This window comes from Methylophilus sp. QUAN (genome assembly GCF_015354445.1).
Classification (GTDB): domain Bacteria; phylum Pseudomonadota; class Gammaproteobacteria; order Burkholderiales; family Methylophilaceae; genus Methylophilus.
Genome location: NZ_JADKYT010000001.1, coordinates 624010 through 642579 on the forward strand (window position 1 = coordinate 624010; position 18570 = coordinate 642579).

Below are 18570 nucleotides of genomic sequence, written 5' to 3' on the forward strand. Positions count from 1 at the left end.
ACACCACCAGGCCAGAAAGCGTTGAGTAACCCGTTGGGGCATCATCGCTAGCCGGTGAATAGCGAGAGTTCTTAGCATGATTAATATCATTATTGTTTCAGAAAAAATGGCCAAGCCAAAAACACTGGGTGTGTTTGAGAGTTTGGGTATGGTGTTGGCGCTGATCCTGGTGCCTGTCGTATTGACCTTATTGTTTATCACGCCGCAACAAGTGATCAAGTCGCAAGGCGTTAAAGCCATGTTGCCGCCACACTTGCGTGGCGCCATGTTGTCTACCCAAAGTCACCTCGATGCTTATGCCAAGCAAATCGGTGAATTGCAGGCGCGTATTTTGCGCCTGGATGCGCAAAACCAACGTTTGTCCAAATTGGCCGGAGTTAAATCGACTGCGGAGCCGATTAATGAAAGAACACCGGTGAATGAAGTCCCCGCAAGCGAATCCCCGGTCAGCGAGTCATTAGGTCAGGGTGGCCCGTTGGTGAAGGACTCGCCGTTAAGCGAAGAGGACTTGAAAGCCACGATTGAGCAGATGTCGGCGGACCTGGATTTCCGGGATGAGTATCAGGGTAAGATTGAAGCGAAATTGTTACAGAAGAGTGTGCTGCGCGAAATGTTGCCTAACAGCAGCCCGGTCGCAGCGGCTTACAGTTCATCCAGCTATGGCTGGCGGATTGACCCTTTGAATGGTCACCGCGCCTTTCATGAAGGTCTGGATTTTCCAGCTTCGGTTGGTATGCCGGTCTATGCGGCGGCGGACGGCATTGTGACCACGGCCGTGCAAACACCCGATTACGGCAACTTGCTCAAGATTGATCACGGATCAGGCCTGGAAACACGTTATGCACATAACTCCAGATTGTTGGTGAAATCGGGTGATCGCGTGATGAAAGGGCAGAAGATTGCCTTGATTGGCAGCACAGGCCGCTCTACTGGTCCGCATTTGCATTACGAAATTCGTCTCAACGGCAACCCGCTGGATCCGCGTGAATACCTCAGGGGTCACTCTTAATCAGTGCATTGGATCCGGTAAATGCATCAGGGAATGATTGCTGACGTGCAATAATTGAGACAACCCCCCTCTATATCTTATACAATCTCTGTTTATTTCAATTTAACGCCGCGTATGCGGAAATCGGTGTGACTCATGTTAGCCTCGTTGTTTAAAAAAGTTTTTGGCAGTCGTAATGATCGACTGGTCAAACAGTATCAGCAAACCGTCAAACAAATCAATGCGTTAGAGCCCGCGACTCAGGCCTTGAGTGACGAGCAGCTACGGGCAAAAACCGAAGAGTTTAAACAGCGTTACAGCAATGGCGAGTCCCTGGAAAAATTGTTGCCAGAGGCATTTGCCGTGGTGCGTGAAGGTAGCAAGCGCGCGTTGGGCATGCGCCACTTTGACGTTCAGCTGATCGGCGGCATGGTACTGAATGCAGGCAAAATTGCCGAAATGCGTACCGGTGAAGGTAAAACGCTGGTTGCAACCTTGCCGACTTACCTGAATGCGTTAACGGGTAAAGGTGTGCACGTGGTCACCGTCAACGACTACCTTGCCAAGCGAGATGCCGAGTGGATGGGGCAGCTCTACAACTTTTTGGGCTTGAGCGTCGGCATCAACCTGTCGCAAATGCCGCACGATGCCAAGCAACAGGCGTATGCCTCTGACATCACCTACGGTACCAATAACGAATTCGGCTTTGACTACCTGCGTGACAACATGGTGTTTAGCAAAGAGGAGCGCGTACAGCGTCCTTTGCACTATGCGCTGGTGGATGAAGTCGACTCCATCCTGATTGATGAAGCACGTACGCCACTGATTATTTCTGGCCAGGCTGAGCACAGCGTTGATTTATACGGCGCGATTAATGAAGTTGCCAAACAGTTGGTCCGTCAGCAAGTGGAAGACGGCGAAGGCGATTTCTGGGTCGATGAAAAAGCGCAAAGCGTGACCATGAGTGAAGCGGGTCATGAGCACGCGGAACAATTGCTGGAGCAAACAGGTTTGCTGACCGCAGGTTCCAGCTTGTATGAGCCAGCCAATATTACCCTGGTACATCATTTGTATGCGTCCCTGCGTGCGCAAAATCTTTACCACCGCGACCAGCACTACGTGGTGCGCAATAATGAAATCGTGATTGTGGATGAGTTTTCTGGCCGTATGATGCCTGGCCGCCGCTGGTCCGATGGCTTGCATCAGGCGGTGGAAGCCAAAGAAGGCGTGGCGATCCAGAAAGAGAACCAGACACTGGCGTCGATTACATTCCAGAACTACTTCCGTATGTACCAGAAACTGAGCGGCATGACCGGTACGGCGGATACTGAAGCGTATGAATTTAACCAGATCTACGCACTGGAAACTGTGGTGATTCCTACGCACAGACCCGTGCAGCGACAAGATGCCATGGACAAGGTCTATCGCACCGGCATGGAAAAATACAAAGCGGTGATTGAAGACATCAAACAATGCCAGGCAAAAGGCCAACCGGTATTGGTCGGTACGACTTCTATTGAAAACTCTGAGTTGATTTCGCAATTGCTCACGCAAGCAAAGCTGGAACACCAGGTGTTAAACGCCAAACAGCATGAGCGTGAAGCGACGATTGTTGCCGAAGCAGGCCGTCCTGGCATGATCACGATTGCGACCAATATGGCCGGTCGCGGTACCGACATTGTCTTGGGCGGTAACTCAGAGGGTGAGATTCATGCGATTCGCAATGACGCCAATTTGAGCGATGCTGACAAAGAAAGCAAAATCGCCCAACTGAAAGCCGAGTGGCAACAGCGCCATGATGCCGTGCTGGCTGCGGGCGGTTTGCATATTATCGGTACTGAGCGCCACGAATCTCGTCGCGTCGATAACCAGTTACGTGGACGTTCCGGTCGTCAAGGTGACCCAGGTTCTAGCCGCTTTTACCTGTCACTGGAAGACCAGTTGCTGCGTATTTTCTCTGGCGAGCGTGTGGCGGCGATTATGACCCGCCTCAATATGCCAGAAGGTGAAGCCATTGAGCATGCCATGGTGACGCGCGCGATTGAAAACGCGCAGCGCAAGGTGGAAGGCCGTAACTTCGATATCCGTAAACAGTTGCTTGAATACGATGATGTGTCTAACGACCAGCGCAAGGTGATTTACGAGCAACGTAATGAGTTGCTGGAGTCTGTCGATGTTGGCCAAACCATCCGTGCCATGCGTGAGGATGTGATTAACAGCCTGTTTAATACCTATGTGCCACCAGGCAGCGTGGAAGAGCAGTGGGAAGTGCCTGCGCTGGAGCAAGCATTACAGGACGAATTAAGCATGAGCTTGCCAGTCGGTGAGTGGCTGGAAAACAATCCAGACTTGCATGAAGAAACCTTGCGTGAGCGTATTTTGGATGCGGCGAACGAAAGTTATGGTTCGAAAGAAGCATTGGCTGGCAACGACAATATGCGCAATTTCGAGCGCGCAGTCATGCTGCAAAGCCTGGATAATCACTGGCGTGAACACTTGGCTGCGCTGGATCATCTGCGTCAAGGTATCCACTTGCGCTCTTATGCGCAAAAGAACCCCAAGCAGGAATACAAACGTGAAGCGTTTGAGTTGTTTGAGTCTTTGCTGAATACCGTTAAGAGCGAAGTCACCAAAATCACCATGCAGGTGCAAGTACGCTCCCGCGAAGAGCTGGAAGAGGAAGAGCGCCGTGCCGAGGAAGCCATGCGTGCAGCGGATGTGGGTAATTTGCAATATCAGCACACCGATTATGACTCTGCACTAACCAATAGCGGTGATGCGTCACAGCCGCCGCAGGGTTTGCCAGAAGGCGTACGCGTCGGTCGCAATGATCCTTGTCCATGCGGTTCAGGCAAGCGTTTTAAAAACTGTCACGGCGCATTGAGCTAAGGTGTATTGAGCAAGATAGCGAGAGGGATTCAACATGTCAGACCAGGAAATTCCATCCCCATGTGTCGGGGTGTGTAGCATTGATGACAGTAATGGTTTTTGCCAGGGCTGTTTTAGAACCATAGAAGAAATCCGCCAGTGGTGGGATCTTGATCGTGCCGGTAAAGCCGAAGTAATCAAATTGGCGAATGCGCGCGAAGCTGCGGTGTTTGGCGATTAGTTGCCAGCCTGATAGTCACCAACCAACCTTCAGTCACAAAGTAAAAAGCCGGCGATTGCCGGCTTTTTTATATTCTGGGTGGAGCAGGTGGTTACAAGTCAGCCAGCGGCTGGTTGGCTAAGGTATTCGATTGTGCATCCAGTTTACCGATGACCAGCTTGAGCGAGAGGTTCAGGCTTTGTAGGGCCTCTGTATCCAGCGTGGCCAGCACTTGCGGCAAAATGCCATCGACAGGTTGTGGTGCTTTTGCTAAAACGGTATGGCCTGCTTCGGTCACAATCAGACCTACTTTACGTTGATCCTCGCTGAGGCGCTGTTTTTCAACCAGGTGTTTTTTAACCAGTTTTTCGACCAGCAGGCTACAGGTGGATTGATGAATAGCGAGGTTTTCTGCCAAGCGTGAGACACCTAATTCTGGATGGCTAGCGATTTCATGTAAGAGCCACAACTGGGAACCTGAGATGCCGCACGAAGCTTCAATTTCTCTAAAATGTTGTCTGACAGTACCGAAAATAATTCGAAATTGTTTTAAAGCGTCTTTGGCGAGTGAGTTTTGCATGATTAATTTAATGTAAATATTTTATATGCTCATTTTACCAGCTTCCAATAGATAACATGGATTCCCGATGTTTATCGCGATAAAAATTCCCGCTTCTGCCAGTGGTTTTAGACAAAAAAGTCGCTTTTAGTCACAAAGCTGCGCTTGGTTTGGCAGACCGGTCTGTCTTATTTAAACCGTTATTTTGATAGTAAACCGTCGGCAGTCACGGCTTGTTGCTGGTAAAAAGAGAATAACGTTTCTAAGCCAAATGCGATGACAGCCTCAGTGGGAAAATGCGGAATTTTTTGCGCTAATTGCAGCAGATGTTGATGTGAGGTGGCGGCTTGTGTTTGCAGCTGTTGCAAGAGTTGGTAAGTCATGGCATTCAGCTGGATAAAGCGTACCTTGAACTCAGGCGTACGATACACCAGTAAAAAGGTCGGTATGGTCTCAACCAAACTGTGCTTTTTGGAAAGTTGGTGTACTGCATAATCATAATGCAGCAATTGGTGCGCCTCACATAACCGCACCACGCGATGTAGCAGCGTAGGTTCTGTCGTAGCCGCCTCTGCAAACGCAGGTGGTGCGGTGACCTGCTGGCTAAGTACCAGCTCTATCCATTCATAGTGTGCGAGTTGTGCGGTGTAGGCTGGATAGTCTGCTGGGGTCTGCGTGCGCAAAAAAGACACAAAACAGCCTGGAATATCTTTAAACAATGGACTGTTAAATGGCTGTGACGCAAAACACTGCCGCACCAGTTTGCTAAAACGGCGTGGCCCAAGAATGTCACGTAGCACAGGAAAACAGGCGCTGACGCTGGCCTCAAAGTTGTTGAACACGATTTCACGGTAAACACGCATGCGCTTGGCGTCCACCCCTGTCGGTTTGGCATGCAGGGAAGGCTGCCGCAAGTGGGCGGTGAATGCTGCCTGATAGGCTTGAAATGCAAGCATCAGGCGACCTTGCCTAAGCTTGGTGTGTGGATAGCTTGTGCTTGTTGCTGCAGGGTGGCGATACGGTCAACCTCTTGCATGAGCAGGGGTAACGGCGGAATATGGCTGTCACGTTCGAGCAAGGTTGGGAATACGCCCAGCTTGGCATAGGCGTATGTTAACAGCCGCCACACTGGGTCGATAATCGCTTCCCCATGCGTATCCACCAGTAAATTAGCTTCTACCTGCAAATGCCCGGCCATATGGCCATAGACAATACGCTGTGCAGGAATCTGGTCCAGGAAAGCGTAGGGGTCAAAGCCAAAATTGACGCTATTGACGTAGACATTATTGATGTCCAGATGTAAGTCGCAGTCGGCTTCGGCCAATACGGCGTTGATAAAACTGATTTCGTCCATTTCGGAGAGTGGCGCTGCGACGTAAAACGAAGCGTTTTCTACAGCGATGCGGCGTTGCAGAATATCCTGCGTTTGCCGGATGCGTTGCGCCACATATTTCACCGCCTCCTCAGTAAAGGGAATGGGCAGTAAATCGTAAATATAGCCATTGGCAGTATCGCTGCAATAGCTTAAGTGTTCGGTATAGAGTGGAATCTCAAAATCAGACAGGAACTGTTTGACCTGTTGCAGAAAGCCGACATTGAGCGGGTCTGGCCCGCCCAGTGACAGGCATAAGCCATGGCAGGCGATCGGGTAGTGCGCGACCAGCCAGTCCAGTTCGGCGGCATATTTACCACCTGCCTGAATCCAGTTTTCAGGCGCAATTTCCAGAAACTGCAATTGCGCCAGCGGTGGCTGGCCATACTGTTGCATCAGCTGGGGCAATAGCTCGCGCTTCAACCCCAGGCCTGCACCACGAATGTCAGTTAACTGTGCCATGGCGATGCTTGCGATGATTACTTGTTAGCGTGGCAAGAGCCTTCTTTCATTTTTTCGGCCGAGCAACTGCCTTCTTTCATCTTGTCAGCAGAGCAGGAACCCTCTTTGGCTTTATCATGGTGGCAAGAACCTTCCTTCATTTTTTTCTTCTCGGCACCACATTTACCGCTGCTACATTTGCCTTCTTTGGCTTTGCTGTCTGTGGCATCTGCCACCTGGTAGCCTTGGCCCAGTGTTTTTAATTCAAACGGATTGTTGCCTGCATGGGCCGCAGCTGCGGCAATGGATAAAGCAACTGCGCCAGTGATTACAGCCATTTTGTGTGTCGTCATGTTAGTTCCTTTTTAAAACAGGGTTTAAAAGCGGACATCAGTAAAATTTGTCCAGTTGTTGCGTAATGCGTTCCCGTGCTGCCGCTGATAAAACATCCTCAGTGCGATCCGTGGCGTGAGTCTGCCAAGATTGCATCGCACCTTGAATCCACTTGAGCTGCGCCGTAAAACGTCGGCAGTAGACGCAAATCAGCAAGTGTAACCTCACTGCCCAGCGCTCACGCCAGGTGAGTGGGCGGTCAAGTGATTGCGATACCAGCACGCTGGTTTGTTTGCAATTCAACATCTCTTTTTCCGTTTCACCTTGATGCGTTACCAGTGCATTTCAAGACATTTTCGCAGTCCCATGCGGGCACGGTATAACATTACCCATGCATTGGTCGCGGTGATATTCAATGCCTTACAAATTTCTTCATTATCTAATTCATCGACATCGCGCATGGTGAAAATGGCCGCCAGTTTTTGCGGCAAACGCGCCATGCATTGCTGCAAAATTTGCAAAAACTGTTTTTGCTGCAAGGCATCATGCGGGATATCCCACGCCTGCGGCTTTTCTGCCCAGTGGCCGGTGTCGTCAAAGAATTCATCCATATTGGCATCTTCTTCAGCCAGGAGTTCTGAAGCCGGGATTTCGCGCAGTTGCTTGCGCATGCAGTCAATGATTTTGTGTTTGAGGATGCCGGTGAGCCAGGTGCGCGGGCTGGATTGTTCGGCAAATGTAGTGCTTTTAATCGCTGCCAGCAGGGTTTCCTGCACCACATCCTCTGCTTGATGCGGGTCGCGCAATCGCGTCAGCGCAAAGCGATATAAGTAATCGCCATGTTCGTTAAGCCAGTCGTGCGGGTTAGCTGCCATGACGGCTATTGAAGCATAATTCAGGCAGATGGGGCAATGTTGGCGCGCTGTTCGATCAAGCTCAGGTAATGCGCTGCATCCAGCCCGGTGTGGTTGCGCTGCGCCAGCCAGATGGTTTCGGCCAGGCATTCGAGCAAGGCGTGTTGTGCTTCATGCTCTTGCTGAAAGCGTGTACACAGTTTGCCGTAGGCTTGGGTAATGCCAATCGGCTGGTTAATGCTGATTTGCTCCTGGATGGACAGGTGCAAGCTCATATGCAAAAACGGGTTGGTTTCGCCCATTTCCGGATAATAGGCTTGTTCCAGGTATTGCTCGGGATGGTCGAGGATGGTGTGGTATTCCGGATGCATATGCATAATGCCCACCGCCATTTTTTCAAGGTCGGTCAATACACTCTGCTGTTTGAACTTGGCCCAGGCGTCAAAGAAAAACTGGCGTACTTCATCGCGGCTGGGATTAAATAAGGCCATGATTAACTCTCTGCCGGTGGCTTCACCGGGTGTATTTGTTTGTCTTGAAATTCACATAAATCGGTAATGCAGCATTCCCCGCACTTGGGGCTGCGTGCCGTGCAGGTATAGCGGCCATGTAAAATCAATAAATGATGCGCGTCTTTTAAAAATTGCTTGGGGGTGGTGCTTAAAAAACGTTGTTCGACCTCCAGCACATTTTTGCCGGGCGCCAGTTTTGTGCGGTTACCGACGCGGAACAAATGTGTGTCGACGGCAATGGTGGGTTGCCCAAAGGCGGTATTGAGAATCACATTGGCGGTTTTACGGCCGACACCGGCCAATGCTTCCAGCGCTGCCCGGGTGTCGGGCACTTCGCCGCCATGCAGGTCCAGCAGTTGCTGGCAGCATTTGAGCACGTTATTGGCTTTGGCATGATAAAGGCCTATGGTTTTAATATAGCTCTCCAGGCCCTCTAAGCCGAGGTCCAGAATGGCTTGCGGCGTGTTGGCGACTTTGAACAGTTTGCGGGTGGCGATGTTCACGCCTTTGTCAGTCGCTTGTGCTGACAAAATCACTGCAATCAGTAATTCAAAGGTCGAGCTGTGTTCCAGTTCTGTGGTCGGGTTAGGAATGGCTTGCGCCAGTCTCTCGAAAATCGCCAGTCTTTTTTGGGCATTCATAACAAATAGTTCATTGATTAGAGCAGGGGTTAACCCAGTTTTTGCGCTTTCACACGTGCCATCGCGGCGGCAATTGCTGCTTTTTTAAGTGCGTCTGCCGAGGCGGCGGGTGTGCCGCCTTTCTCTGTCTCCGCGCGGATCGTAGCTGGTTTGTGATAGGTTTGGGCTTTGTTGTGTTTTTCAAGCGCCTGCCGGTTGAGTCGCTGCTCGTGGCGACGTCGCGCCAGCGCCGCCTCCTCAGTATTCATGGCCATTTCACGGCCAGCCACCGTTTGCATGCTGATGCAATCGACCGGGCAGGGCGGCAGGCATAACTCACAACCGGTACACTCCTGGCTGATTACCGTGTGCATGCGTTTAGAAGCACCGAGGATCGCATCGACCGGGCAGGCACTGATACAGAGCGTGCAGCCTATGCAGCTTGCTTCATCAATCACCGCGACTGCCTTGGCTTTGGTCACGCCATGGGCGAGGTTTAACGGCTGGTAGGGGCGTTGCAGTAAGGTGGCCAATGCGTGTATGCCTGCGTCTCCTCCAGGTGGGCATTGGTTGATATTTGCCTCATCACTGGCGATAGCCGTCGCATAAGGTTTGCAGCCATCGTAGCCACACTGGCGGCACTGTGTTTGCGGCAGCAGGGCGTCAATCTGCGCAATCAATGTGTCCTGCTTGAGTCGGCTCGTGGTCTGCATGTTAGCTGCCTGGCAAAAACGCTATTTCATCCCGGTTGCAAAGGCTGTCATTATAACTGAAAGCAGGTTTGGCGATGGCCTGGCAGGCCGCGTCTGGTGGCTAAGCGGGTTCTTTGGCGTTCAGGCGCATAATCAGTTAAAATATTCGCTTTATTATTGAATGGCGCTAGGTATGTTTACGGGCAGTTTGGTCGCAATCGTGACCCCGATGTTTGAAGATGGTCGTTTGGATCTGGACGCGCTCAAAAAGCTGATCGATTTTCATGTCGACGCCGGTACCGATGGCATTGTCATCGTTGGTACCACTGGCGAATCCCCCACCGTCAATGTTGACGAACATTGTTTGCTGATTAAAACCACAGTTGAGTATGTCGCCAAACGGGTGCCTGTGATTGCCGGCACGGGTGCCAACTCAACTGCAGAAGCGATTGAACTGACAGCAAAAGCGAAAAGCCTGGGTGCCGATGCCTGCCTGCTGGTCGCGCCTTATTACAACAAGCCTTCACAAGAAGGTTTGTACCAGCATTTTAAAGCGGTGGCTGAGGCGGTCGCCATTCCACAAATTTTATACAATGTGCCTGGCCGTACCGGCTGCGATTTAAGCAATGACACCGTGGTGCGTTTGGCACAAGTGCCTAATATCGTCGGCATTAAAGATGCTACGGGCGGTATTGAACGCGGCACGGATTTACTGTTGCGTGTGCCAGCCGACTTCGCTGTGTATAGCGGCGATGACGCAACCTCGCTGGCGTTAATGTTGCTGGGTGGCAAAGGTGTGATTTCGGTGACGGCCAATGTGGCGCCGCAATTAATGCATGACATGTGCGTGCATGCCTTGAATGGTGATATCGCTGCGGCTAAAGCGGCCAATGCCAAATTGTTTGCCCTGCATCAAAAATTGTTTGTAGAGGCGAATCCGATTCCAGTGAAATGGGTATTACAGCAAATGGGCTTGATTGCGACCGGCATTCGTTTGCCGCTGGTGAATTTGTCCAGCCAATATCATGAAGTATTACGCAGTGCCATGAAGCAGGCAGAGATTGCCGCTTGATTGAGCCAAGACTAATTTAGGGTGACATAAGTGAAATACATGAATCATGTTTGGTTACAACGGGCCGTACTGGTCAGCCTGGTGACGGTGCTGGCGGCTTGCGACTCTATCCCGTTTATTGATAATAGCTCTGATTACAAGGGTGCAGGCCGTTCCAAACCGCTGGAAGTGCCGCCTGACCTGACAGCTGTGCGCACCAGCAGCACGTATAACGTGCCTGGCAGCACCAGTTATTCTGCGTATAGCCAAAATCAGGATGCGCAAGAGCAAAATGGCCCGCAACCCGTGCTGGCCGATATGAAAAACGTGCGTATGGTTAAAGCTGGGCAACAACGCTGGCTGGTGGTGAATGCCCCGGCGGAAAAAATCTGGCCGGTTGTGCGAGATTTCTGGCTGGATCAAGGCTTTGCAGTCAAAGTGGAAAATCCGGAACTGGGTGTCATTGAAACTGAGTGGTTGCAATCGGATGCCATCAAGCCAAAAGAGGATAATCGTGGCTATGGCGAGAAATTTGATGCCTGGCTGGATAAATTGTCCGGCTTTGCTGACAGACGTAAATTCCGCACCCGCCTGGAGCGCGGTGAAAAAGAAGGTACCACTGAAATCTATATGACGCATCGTACAGTGGCTGGTGCGCCGGATGATGGTAAAAACTATGTGACTACGCAGTTGGGTGTGATTGACACCGGTTATCGTGCGGATGCCGCTGACAAGAAAAATACTGCGGGTCAGGAGTTTGATGCTGACCTAGATGCTGAATTGTTACGCCGCATGATGGTCAAGCTGGGCCTCGATGAGCAGAAAGCGGACCAGGTCATGACACAGGTCGCTTCTGATAAGCGCGCAGATGTGATTAAAGAGCCTGACCAGAGTGTGACCTTAAAACTCAATGAGCCGTTCGACCGCGCCTGGCGCCGTGTTGGTTTGGCACTGGACCGCATTGGATTTGTCACTGAAGACAAAAACCGCTCTGAGGGTATTTTCTACGTGCGTTATGCGGATACAGATGCAGAAGATCCTATTAAACAGAAAAAAGGCTTGCTGGAGCGTCTGAAGTTCTGGGGCAGTGATGAAGACGAAAAAGCAGCGGCACCGGTTGAAGTCAAACCTGGTGATAAAACCAAGTTCTGGAAAGGCACTTCAGATGGTGACAAATCCAGCAAGCAATATCGTATCCAGGTGCTGGAAAATGCAGATGACACCACCGATGTGTATGTGTTGACGGTGGATAACAAGCGCAATACGTCAACGACGGCTAACCGTATTATTTCCCTGCTGTATGAGCAACTGAAATAACTGGGGTCAGGTGTGCGATTTGCATCTTTAGGCAGTGGCAGCGCAGGCAATGCCACTGTGGTAGAAGCCGGGGAAACCCGGCTTTTGCTTGACTGTGGCTTTAGTGTGAAAGAAACCGTGCAGCGCTTGGCGCGCCTGGATCTGCAACCAGAGCAACTCTCAGGCATCCTGGTCACGCACGAGCATGACGATCATGCGCGTGGGGTGTTTAAACTGGCAGCACGTTACCAGATTCCGGTCTGGCTCACACATGGCACTTATAGCATGTGCCAGCGTTACTTGCCCACACAACCCGTGAAGACCAATATCATCGATGCGCATAGCGTATTTGCGTTGCAGGAAATCGAAGTGCAACCTTACCCGGTGCCGCACGATGCGCGTGAACCGGCACAATTTGTGTTTGGTGATGGCGCCCGGAAATTTGGTGTATTGACCGATGTCGGCAGTGTCACACCGCATATTGTGATGATGCTACAAGGCTGTGACGGCTTGCTGCTGGAGTGTAATCATGACCTGGAAATGTTGCGCACCGGCCCTTATGCACATTCACTCAAAAAACGCGTAGGCGGCTGGCTGGGGCATCTGGATAATCAAACCAGTGCACAATTGCTTGCCCAACTGGATAACAGCAAGCTCAAACAGTTGGTCGCCGCGCACCTGAGCGAGAAAAATAATACGCCTGCGTTGGCACAGCAGGCGTTGAGTGGGGTATTAAATTGCGACCACGACTGGGTGCAAATTGCCAGCCAGCATGAGGGGCTGGACTGGCGCTCTTTATAACATGGACTTAATCCATCACCATGATCTGTTCTGATAAACGGATCATGCGCTCTACCGGCGTCACCCAAACGATGCCATCGCCCACATTGCCGGTATGGGCCACTTCAACGATGGTTTGCAAGATCCCTTCTACCAGCTCATCCGGCACCACCATATACAAGTAGACCTTAGGGCTGTAATCGGTTAGCTCTTCGCGCACCCCCGCACTCGGTTTTTGCAAGTGTGGGCCGCAGCCCTCCATCTTGTTGACCGACATGCCAGGAAAGCCTTTGATATTACGCAGTGCAGAGCGTATCTTTGCCAATCTCGCTGGTTGTATGACTGCTTTGATTTCTTTCATAAAAGTATCCTTTTGAGCATAAACTCACTGGGTCGGCATTATGCCTCTATCTTGCTTTCTTCAAACTTACGATAGAGGGTAGGCACCACAATCAGGGTGAGCAGGGTAGACGTAATCAAGCCACCAATCACCACAATCGCCAACGGTCGCTGTACCTCGGCGCCCGGACCAGTGGCAAACAGGAACGGCACCAAGCCCAGCATGGCCACGGTCGCGGTCATCATCACCGGTCTGAAACGTTGGGCACAGCCTTTGCGAATGGCTTCGAGCTGGCTCAGACCTTCTTCACGCAAGGTGCGGATATACGAGACCAGCACCACCGCGTTGAGTACGGCAATGCCCCATAAGGCAATAAAGCCGACGGAAGCAGGCACGGACAAGTATTCACCGGTGATAAACAAGGCAATCACGCCACCAATCGAGGCAAATGGCAACACCAGGATAATCATGGTGGCAAATCGTAAAGACTGGAACAGCAGGAACAGCAAGAAGAAAATCGCGGCAATCGTCACCGGGATAATAATCATCAAGTGACCCATGGCACGTTCCATGTTCTGGAACTGGCCACCGTATTCAAGATAATAGCCATCTGGTAATTGCAGTTTTTGTCCTAATACTTGCTGTAGCTCAGCCACAAAACCACCAAGGTCGCGGTCTTTGACGTTAACACCAATGACGATACGGCGTTTCGCCAGTTCGCGGCTGATTTGCGCCGGGCCATCCTTGATTTCAATGTCGGCCAGATCTTCCAGCGCCACGCGTGAGCCGTTGGGCGAGGTCAGCATAATGTTGCGGATGGCTTCTTCATTATTGCGGAAAGATTCCGGATAACGCACAGCGGCCGAGAAACGACGCTGGCCTTCAAAAATCTCGGTCGCAATCTTGCCGCCAATCGCCGTTTCAATCACGTCGTGCACATCGGACGCGTTGATACCATGGCGGGCAATCGCCTGACGGTCTATGGTGATATTCAGGTATTGTTGCCCTGACACCTTCTCGACCTTGATTTCCGTTGCACCTGTTACCGTACCGGCCAGCTTAGCGATTTCATCCGCTTTCTGCTTGAGCGCATCCAGGTCTTCACCAAAAATCTTCACGGCGACATCCGCACGCACACCGGTCAGTAATTCATCGACACGGTCAGAGATCGGTTGTGCCATGATGATTTGCACGCCTGGAATATACTTCTCCAGCACTTCGCGCATTTTCTCAGCGATGTCATCCTGCGTCCATCCTGCAGGCCACTGATCACGCGGTTTGAGGCTAATGATCGGCGTAGATTCGTTTTGTGCCTGCGCATCGGCCGGGCTTTCACCACGACCCAGGCCGGAGATGGCGGACTTGATGCCTGGCACTTGTTCCATGATTAATTTCATCGCTTTGTTTTCCATTTTCATGGATTCTTCCAGCGAGATATTCGGCACACGGTTGATGCCAGGGACGATGGAGCCTTCTTTCATTTCCGGAATGAATGAAGTACCCAGGAACGGAAACAGTGCAATGGTGCCGACGAACAGCAGGCCTGACGCCATAATGGTTTTTTTCTCATTATTGAGCACCCAGTTCAATGCCGATAAATATGGCCGTTTGATGGCTTGTATGAGCTTGGTGTCGTCACCACTGCCGCCTTTCAGCATGTATGAGCACAGGGCAGGTGTCAGGGTGAGTGACAATACCAGCGACACAAACAGCGCAATGGCAATGGTGTAGGCCAAAGGCGCAAACATTTTGCCTTCCATGCCTTCCAGCGTCATCAATGGCAAGAACACCAGGATGATGATACCGACGCCAAATAATACCGGCGTCGCCACTTCAGTCGCTGCTTCCAGGGCCACACGAATCCGGCTTTCATCTTTACGGTGACCCAGGTGGTGAAAGGTGTTTTCCACCACCACCACAGAACCATCAACCATCAGGCCAATAGCGATGGCCAGCCCGCCCAGAGACATCAGGTTGGCGGAAATGCCGTAGTGGTTCATCACCATGAAAGTAATCAGCGGCGTCAGGATCAGGGTGCCGACCACAATCAGGCTGGAACGCACGTCGCCCAGGAACAGGAACAGAATCACAATCACCAGGATAATGCCCTCAATCAGCACTTTGGTCACCGTATGCAGCGCGGCATCCACCAGTTCGCTACGATCGTAGTAGGGCACAATCTGCAAACCGTGTGGCAACATGCCTTTGCTGTTGATTTCCTCGACGCGGGCTTTGATACGGCTGACCACCTCTTTGGCGTTGCCGCCTCGCATCATGATGACGATGCCGCCGACGGATTCGGTGTCGCCGTTTTTGAGCACGACGCCGACACGGACTTCGTGGCCGATGGTGACTTCTGCGACGTCGCGGATATAGACCGGAATACCGTTCTCTTCCTTGAGCACCATGTTGCGGATGTCGTCCAGGTTTTGTACCAGGCCCACACCGCGAATCAGGTATTGCTCTGCATAATGCGGCAAAATACCGCCACCACTGTTGGCGTTATTGCGCGCCAACGCTTCATATACATCTTTGAGTTTGATCGAAAAATGCGTCATGCGGTCCGGGTTGACCAGCACCTGGTATTGCTTGACGTAGCCGCCTTGCGAGTTGATTTCTGCCACGCCAGGGATGCCGCGCAGCAGGGGGCGAACCACCCAGTCCTGGATGGCACGACGCTCTGTGAGGTCAGCCTGGGTCAATGCCTTTTTACCGTCATCCGGTTTATCCAGCGTGAATTGATAGACCTCACCCAGGCCGGTAGAGACCGGTCCCAGGATAGGCGTCACGCCTTGCGGCATGCGCTCCATCACTTCCATCAAGCGTTCCATCACCAGTTGACGGGCAAAATAGACATCAGTGCTGTCGGTAAAGACCAGCGTGATCAGTGACAAGGCATTTTTATTCACCGAACGCATTTCGGTCAGGCCAGGCAAGCCCGTCATGGCGATTTCCAGCGGCACGGTGATAAACCGCTCGACTTCTTCCGGTGATTTGCCGGTGGCCTGCGTGGCAATCATGACCTGGACGTTAGTCACGTCAGGGAAAGCATCGACTGACAGTTTTTTAACCGCAAACAGGCCAGCCAGAATCAGGCCGACCGCCAACACGAGCACAATCAGGCGCTGCTTAAGCGCGCCTCTAATCAGGGATTCAATCATGCTTTACTCCATTTCTTTGCGCTTGCGTTCATTGTTGACATGAAACGCGCCATCGAGCACGATTTGATCGCCGGGTTGCAGGCCTTGCAGCACTTCCCTGTTGCCCTGGTAGGTACGGCCCAGGGTGACTGGCAGCAATTTATATTGCGTTGGTTTTAGGGTTTGCACAAACACATGGTCGGCATTGTTTTCACGCACCACAGCGGTGGACGGAATCGCAATCACTTTTTCCGGTTTGGCTTCCAGCAAAATGGTAATCAGCATGTCTGGCTTGAGCAGCATTTTTTCATTGCTGATATTGGCGCGTGCCATCACGGTACGTGTGGCTGGGTTCACAATGTCACCGACAAACGCCAGCGTGCCGGTGAGTTCAGCATCGTCCAAGGCTGGCACTTCAATATCCAGCGACTGGCCTTCTTTAATGTGCGCAATTTGCTGCTCAGGGATTTCTGCCACTGCCCATACATGCGACAAGTCAGCAATCACAAACAGTTCTTCTGCCGGTGCCACCACCTGGCCTAGCCTGGCTTTACGCGCAATCACGGTGCCGGTGATTTTAGAGTTGACCTGGCTGGTTGACATGCCACTGTTGTGCAAGCCCAGTTGGGCAATGCTGGCAGGCGGCATGCCCAGTACCAGTAACTGGTCGCGGGCGGCATTTAATTCGGCATTGGCCGCGTTGAGTTCACCTTCGCGGCGTTGTAGTTCCGCCAGGCTGATCACATCCGCTTCAAGCAGTTGCTTAGCACGGTCGACGGCTTTGGTTTGCAGTTGCATCTGCTGGCTGGCCTTGATGTAGCTCAGCTGGTATTGCGCCAGTTCGGTACTTTTGATCACAGCCAATCTCTGGCCAGCTTTCACTTCATCGCCCAGATTAACGTCCAGCGTGCTGATGCGGCCAGTGATAGATGCACCTGCCCTGGATTCATATTGTTCATCGACCTGGATACGGCCTGGGATGCGCAGGGTATCAATAAACGCCAATTCTTCTACCGCACCGGTACGCACGTTGGCGGCCAGTTCTTTGGTCAATGTGACCAGGCTGGGATCGACGACTTCTTTGGTTTCTGCTGCCGGGGCGGGTTTTTCGGTGCACGCGGTAGACATCACTGCCAGCGCGGCAGCGAGCAAAGTTGAAAATAAAACACGAGACATGACCATCCCCTTATGGTTGAACCAAATCCGAACCGATGAAGCGTTCGATTTGCAATACACTGAAAAAATAATCGAATTTGGCAATCAGATAGTCACGTCTGACATCACGATTGACGCGTTGTGCATCCAGGTACTCCAGGATGCCGCGTTCTCCGAATTTATAGGCGGCTTCTGCGCGACTCAGGGTCGCTTCTGATTGTTGCAACAAGCCATTCTCAAAGACTTTGAGCTGGTTGCTGGCAATGACCGTGCGCTGGTAGGCGCTATCAATCTCTTTGCGTAGCACCTGTTGTTGCAGCTTGATATTGGCATCTGCTTCCTCTATGCCTGCGGCGGCCTGGGCAATCTGGCCTTCACGGCGGTTCCACACCGGCAATGGCAGCACAACGCCCAACCTGAAGGTGTTCAGGTCAGGGTCTTGGGTAAAGTCAGACTTCAATGTGAGGCCAGGAAAACGCAAGGCTTGCTCCAGCTTGAGTTTAGCCTCGGCACTGTCTTTGGCGGTAAACAGCTGTTGCAAGTAAGGGTTGTTCTCGGCAGATTTGCGTAACTCGGTGATGGCCGGTAAGGTGGAAATCGTCGGTAGCTCAGATTTGACATCGAAGCTATCTGGCATATTGCCTATCATGCCGCGCAAAATTGCCTTGGCTTCATCAATGCGGGTTTGCGCACTGGCGTAATCCCGTTCAGCTGCCAGTACTTCAGTATCTGCCTTGATCAGCTCATACCTGGCGGCCTCACCCACATCTACCTTGCGTTTGATTTTGGTCTGGATTTCTTGCAGGATGCTCAAGTTGGCCCCCAGCATTTGCAAAATCTGCTGGCGCAGTAGCACCGTTAAATAGGCTTGTTTGATCAGGTTGCGCAAATCAAAACTGGTGGTTTGAATGCCTTTTTCGGCGTAAGTCAGTTGTTGTTCAGCCAGCTCCCGGCGTGAAGTACGGGTGCCAGGAAAGTCCAGGGGTTGTGAAATGGTGACGCCATAGTTTCTTTCGCTGGCGCCTGGCGTGGGTACGCCACGGTATCTGGCGGGGCCTGCCATCAGTTCCATATCGGGATTGTAGAAAGATCTTGCCACGGTGATACCTGCCGCAGCCGCTTCAATTTGTGCTTTGCTCACGGCCATCATCGGGTTTTCGGCGACGGCTTTGTCCAATAAGGTTTTGAGGTCAAAAGTAGTTTCTGCAAACGCAACGGGAGTGATGCAACAACATAGCCACAATAGCCTGCATGCTTTCCGCCAGCGGGTCTGACTTAACATAACGATCCTTTTTCAGGTGACTGTACATATCATCATGTCACAGCCACCTTAATTAGTAATTAAAATG

The 18570-nt window shown here is 51.7% G+C and carries 20 protein-coding genes; 7 read left to right on the forward strand and 13 right to left on the reverse strand.

Going from position 1 to position 18570, the window contains the following annotated elements:
- Window positions 1–76 precede the first annotated feature (76 nt).
- From INP79_RS03005 to INP79_RS03015, 3 genes are all read left to right on the forward strand, one after another.
- Window positions 77–1009, forward strand: coding sequence for a M23 family metallopeptidase (locus tag INP79_RS03005; protein ID WP_194752864.1), 933 nt, complete (start codon window positions 77–79; stop codon window positions 1007–1009).
- A 135-nt stretch (window positions 1010–1144) separates the two neighbouring features.
- A complete protein-coding gene (gene secA, locus INP79_RS03010) occupies window positions 1145–3877 on the forward strand; it encodes a preprotein translocase subunit SecA (RefSeq protein WP_194752865.1) in 2733 nt (910 codons plus the stop codon).
- Window positions 3878–3911: 34 nt separating this feature from the next.
- On the forward strand, window positions 3912–4097 hold the full coding sequence (locus INP79_RS03015; protein ID WP_194752866.1) for a DUF1289 domain-containing protein: 186 nt from the start codon (window positions 3912–3914) through the stop codon (window positions 4095–4097).
- A 91-nt stretch (window positions 4098–4188) separates the two neighbouring features.
- Here the strand turns inward: INP79_RS03015 and INP79_RS03020 are convergent, their stop codons facing one another.
- From INP79_RS03020 to INP79_RS03060, 9 genes are all read right to left on the reverse strand, one after another.
- Window positions 4189–4656 carry a MarR family winged helix-turn-helix transcriptional regulator gene (locus tag INP79_RS03020; RefSeq protein ID WP_194752867.1) on the reverse strand — a complete coding sequence of 156 codons (468 nt, stop codon included), beginning with the start codon at window positions 4654–4656 and terminating at the stop codon, window positions 4189–4191.
- Between the two features lie 179 nt (window positions 4657–4835).
- Window positions 4836–5591: a DUF2063 domain-containing protein gene (locus INP79_RS03025; protein ID WP_194752868.1), complete on the reverse strand. Its 756-nt coding sequence runs from the start codon at window positions 5589–5591 to the stop codon at window positions 4836–4838.
- Complete coding sequence (locus INP79_RS03030; RefSeq protein WP_194752869.1) at window positions 5591–6469, reverse strand: DUF692 domain-containing protein; 879 nt, start codon at window positions 6467–6469, stop codon at window positions 5591–5593. The genes INP79_RS03025 and INP79_RS03030 overlap by 1 nt, the downstream gene beginning before the upstream one ends.
- A 17-nt stretch (window positions 6470–6486) precedes the next feature.
- Complete coding sequence (locus INP79_RS03035) at window positions 6487–6801, reverse strand: hypothetical protein (RefSeq protein ID WP_194752870.1); 315 nt, start codon at window positions 6799–6801, stop codon at window positions 6487–6489.
- Between the two features lie 37 nt (window positions 6802–6838).
- A complete protein-coding gene (locus tag INP79_RS03040) occupies window positions 6839–7087 on the reverse strand; it encodes a zf-HC2 domain-containing protein (RefSeq protein WP_194752871.1) in 249 nt (82 codons plus the stop codon).
- A 26-nt stretch (window positions 7088–7113) separates the two neighbouring features.
- Window positions 7114–7656 carry a sigma-70 family RNA polymerase sigma factor gene (locus INP79_RS03045; RefSeq protein ID WP_194752872.1) on the reverse strand — a complete coding sequence of 181 codons (543 nt, stop codon included), beginning with the start codon at window positions 7654–7656 and terminating at the stop codon, window positions 7114–7116.
- Between the two features lie 20 nt (window positions 7657–7676).
- Window positions 7677–8126: a DUF1841 family protein gene (locus INP79_RS03050; protein WP_194752873.1), complete on the reverse strand. Its 450-nt coding sequence runs from the start codon at window positions 8124–8126 to the stop codon at window positions 7677–7679.
- A 2-nt stretch (window positions 8127–8128) separates the two neighbouring features.
- Window positions 8129–8788: an endonuclease III gene (gene nth, locus INP79_RS03055; protein WP_194752874.1), complete on the reverse strand. Its 660-nt coding sequence runs from the start codon at window positions 8786–8788 to the stop codon at window positions 8129–8131.
- A 29-nt stretch (window positions 8789–8817) separates the two neighbouring features.
- Window positions 8818–9480: an RnfABCDGE type electron transport complex subunit B gene (locus tag INP79_RS03060; protein ID WP_194752875.1), complete on the reverse strand. Its 663-nt coding sequence runs from the start codon at window positions 9478–9480 to the stop codon at window positions 8818–8820.
- Here INP79_RS03060 and INP79_RS03065 point away from each other — a divergent pair.
- From INP79_RS03065 to INP79_RS03080, 4 genes are read left to right on the forward strand one after another with little or no spacing between them, the layout of a single operon-like run.
- Window positions 9479–9640, forward strand: a complete 162-nt coding sequence (locus INP79_RS03065) for a hypothetical protein (RefSeq protein ID WP_194752876.1) — start codon at window positions 9479–9481, stop codon at window positions 9638–9640. The two genes, INP79_RS03060 and INP79_RS03065, sit on opposite strands and share 2 nt — an antisense overlap.
- Before the next feature lie 12 nt (window positions 9641–9652).
- A complete protein-coding gene (gene dapA, locus INP79_RS03070) occupies window positions 9653–10531 on the forward strand; it encodes a 4-hydroxy-tetrahydrodipicolinate synthase (RefSeq protein ID WP_194752877.1) in 879 nt (292 codons plus the stop codon).
- 39 nt (window positions 10532–10570) lie between these two features.
- Window positions 10571–11827: an outer membrane protein assembly factor BamC gene (gene bamC / locus INP79_RS03075; RefSeq protein WP_194752878.1), complete on the forward strand. Its 1257-nt coding sequence runs from the start codon at window positions 10571–10573 to the stop codon at window positions 11825–11827.
- A 12-nt stretch (window positions 11828–11839) separates the two neighbouring features.
- Window positions 11840–12607, forward strand: a complete 768-nt coding sequence (locus INP79_RS03080) for an MBL fold metallo-hydrolase (protein ID WP_194752879.1) — start codon at window positions 11840–11842, stop codon at window positions 12605–12607.
- 7 nt (window positions 12608–12614) lie between these two features.
- Here the strand turns inward: INP79_RS03080 and INP79_RS03085 are convergent, their stop codons facing one another.
- Genes INP79_RS03085 through INP79_RS03100 form a run of 4 tightly spaced genes read right to left on the reverse strand, consistent with a single transcriptional unit; the run spans window position 12615 to window position 18503 of the window.
- Window positions 12615–12947: a P-II family nitrogen regulator gene (locus INP79_RS03085; RefSeq protein WP_194752880.1), complete on the reverse strand. Its 333-nt coding sequence runs from the start codon at window positions 12945–12947 to the stop codon at window positions 12615–12617.
- A gap of 38 nt (window positions 12948–12985) precedes the next feature.
- Window positions 12986–16087 (reverse strand): efflux RND transporter permease subunit, encoded by a 3102-nt coding sequence (locus INP79_RS03090; RefSeq protein WP_194752881.1) that lies wholly within the window; start codon window positions 16085–16087, stop codon window positions 12986–12988.
- A gap of 3 nt (window positions 16088–16090) precedes the next feature.
- A complete protein-coding gene (locus INP79_RS03095) occupies window positions 16091–17242 on the reverse strand; it encodes an efflux RND transporter periplasmic adaptor subunit (protein ID WP_194752882.1) in 1152 nt (383 codons plus the stop codon).
- A gap of 10 nt (window positions 17243–17252) precedes the next feature.
- Window positions 17253–18503, reverse strand: coding sequence for a TolC family protein (locus INP79_RS03100; protein WP_228519691.1), 1251 nt, complete (start codon window positions 18501–18503; stop codon window positions 17253–17255).
- Window positions 18504–18570: the final 67 nt, after the last annotated feature.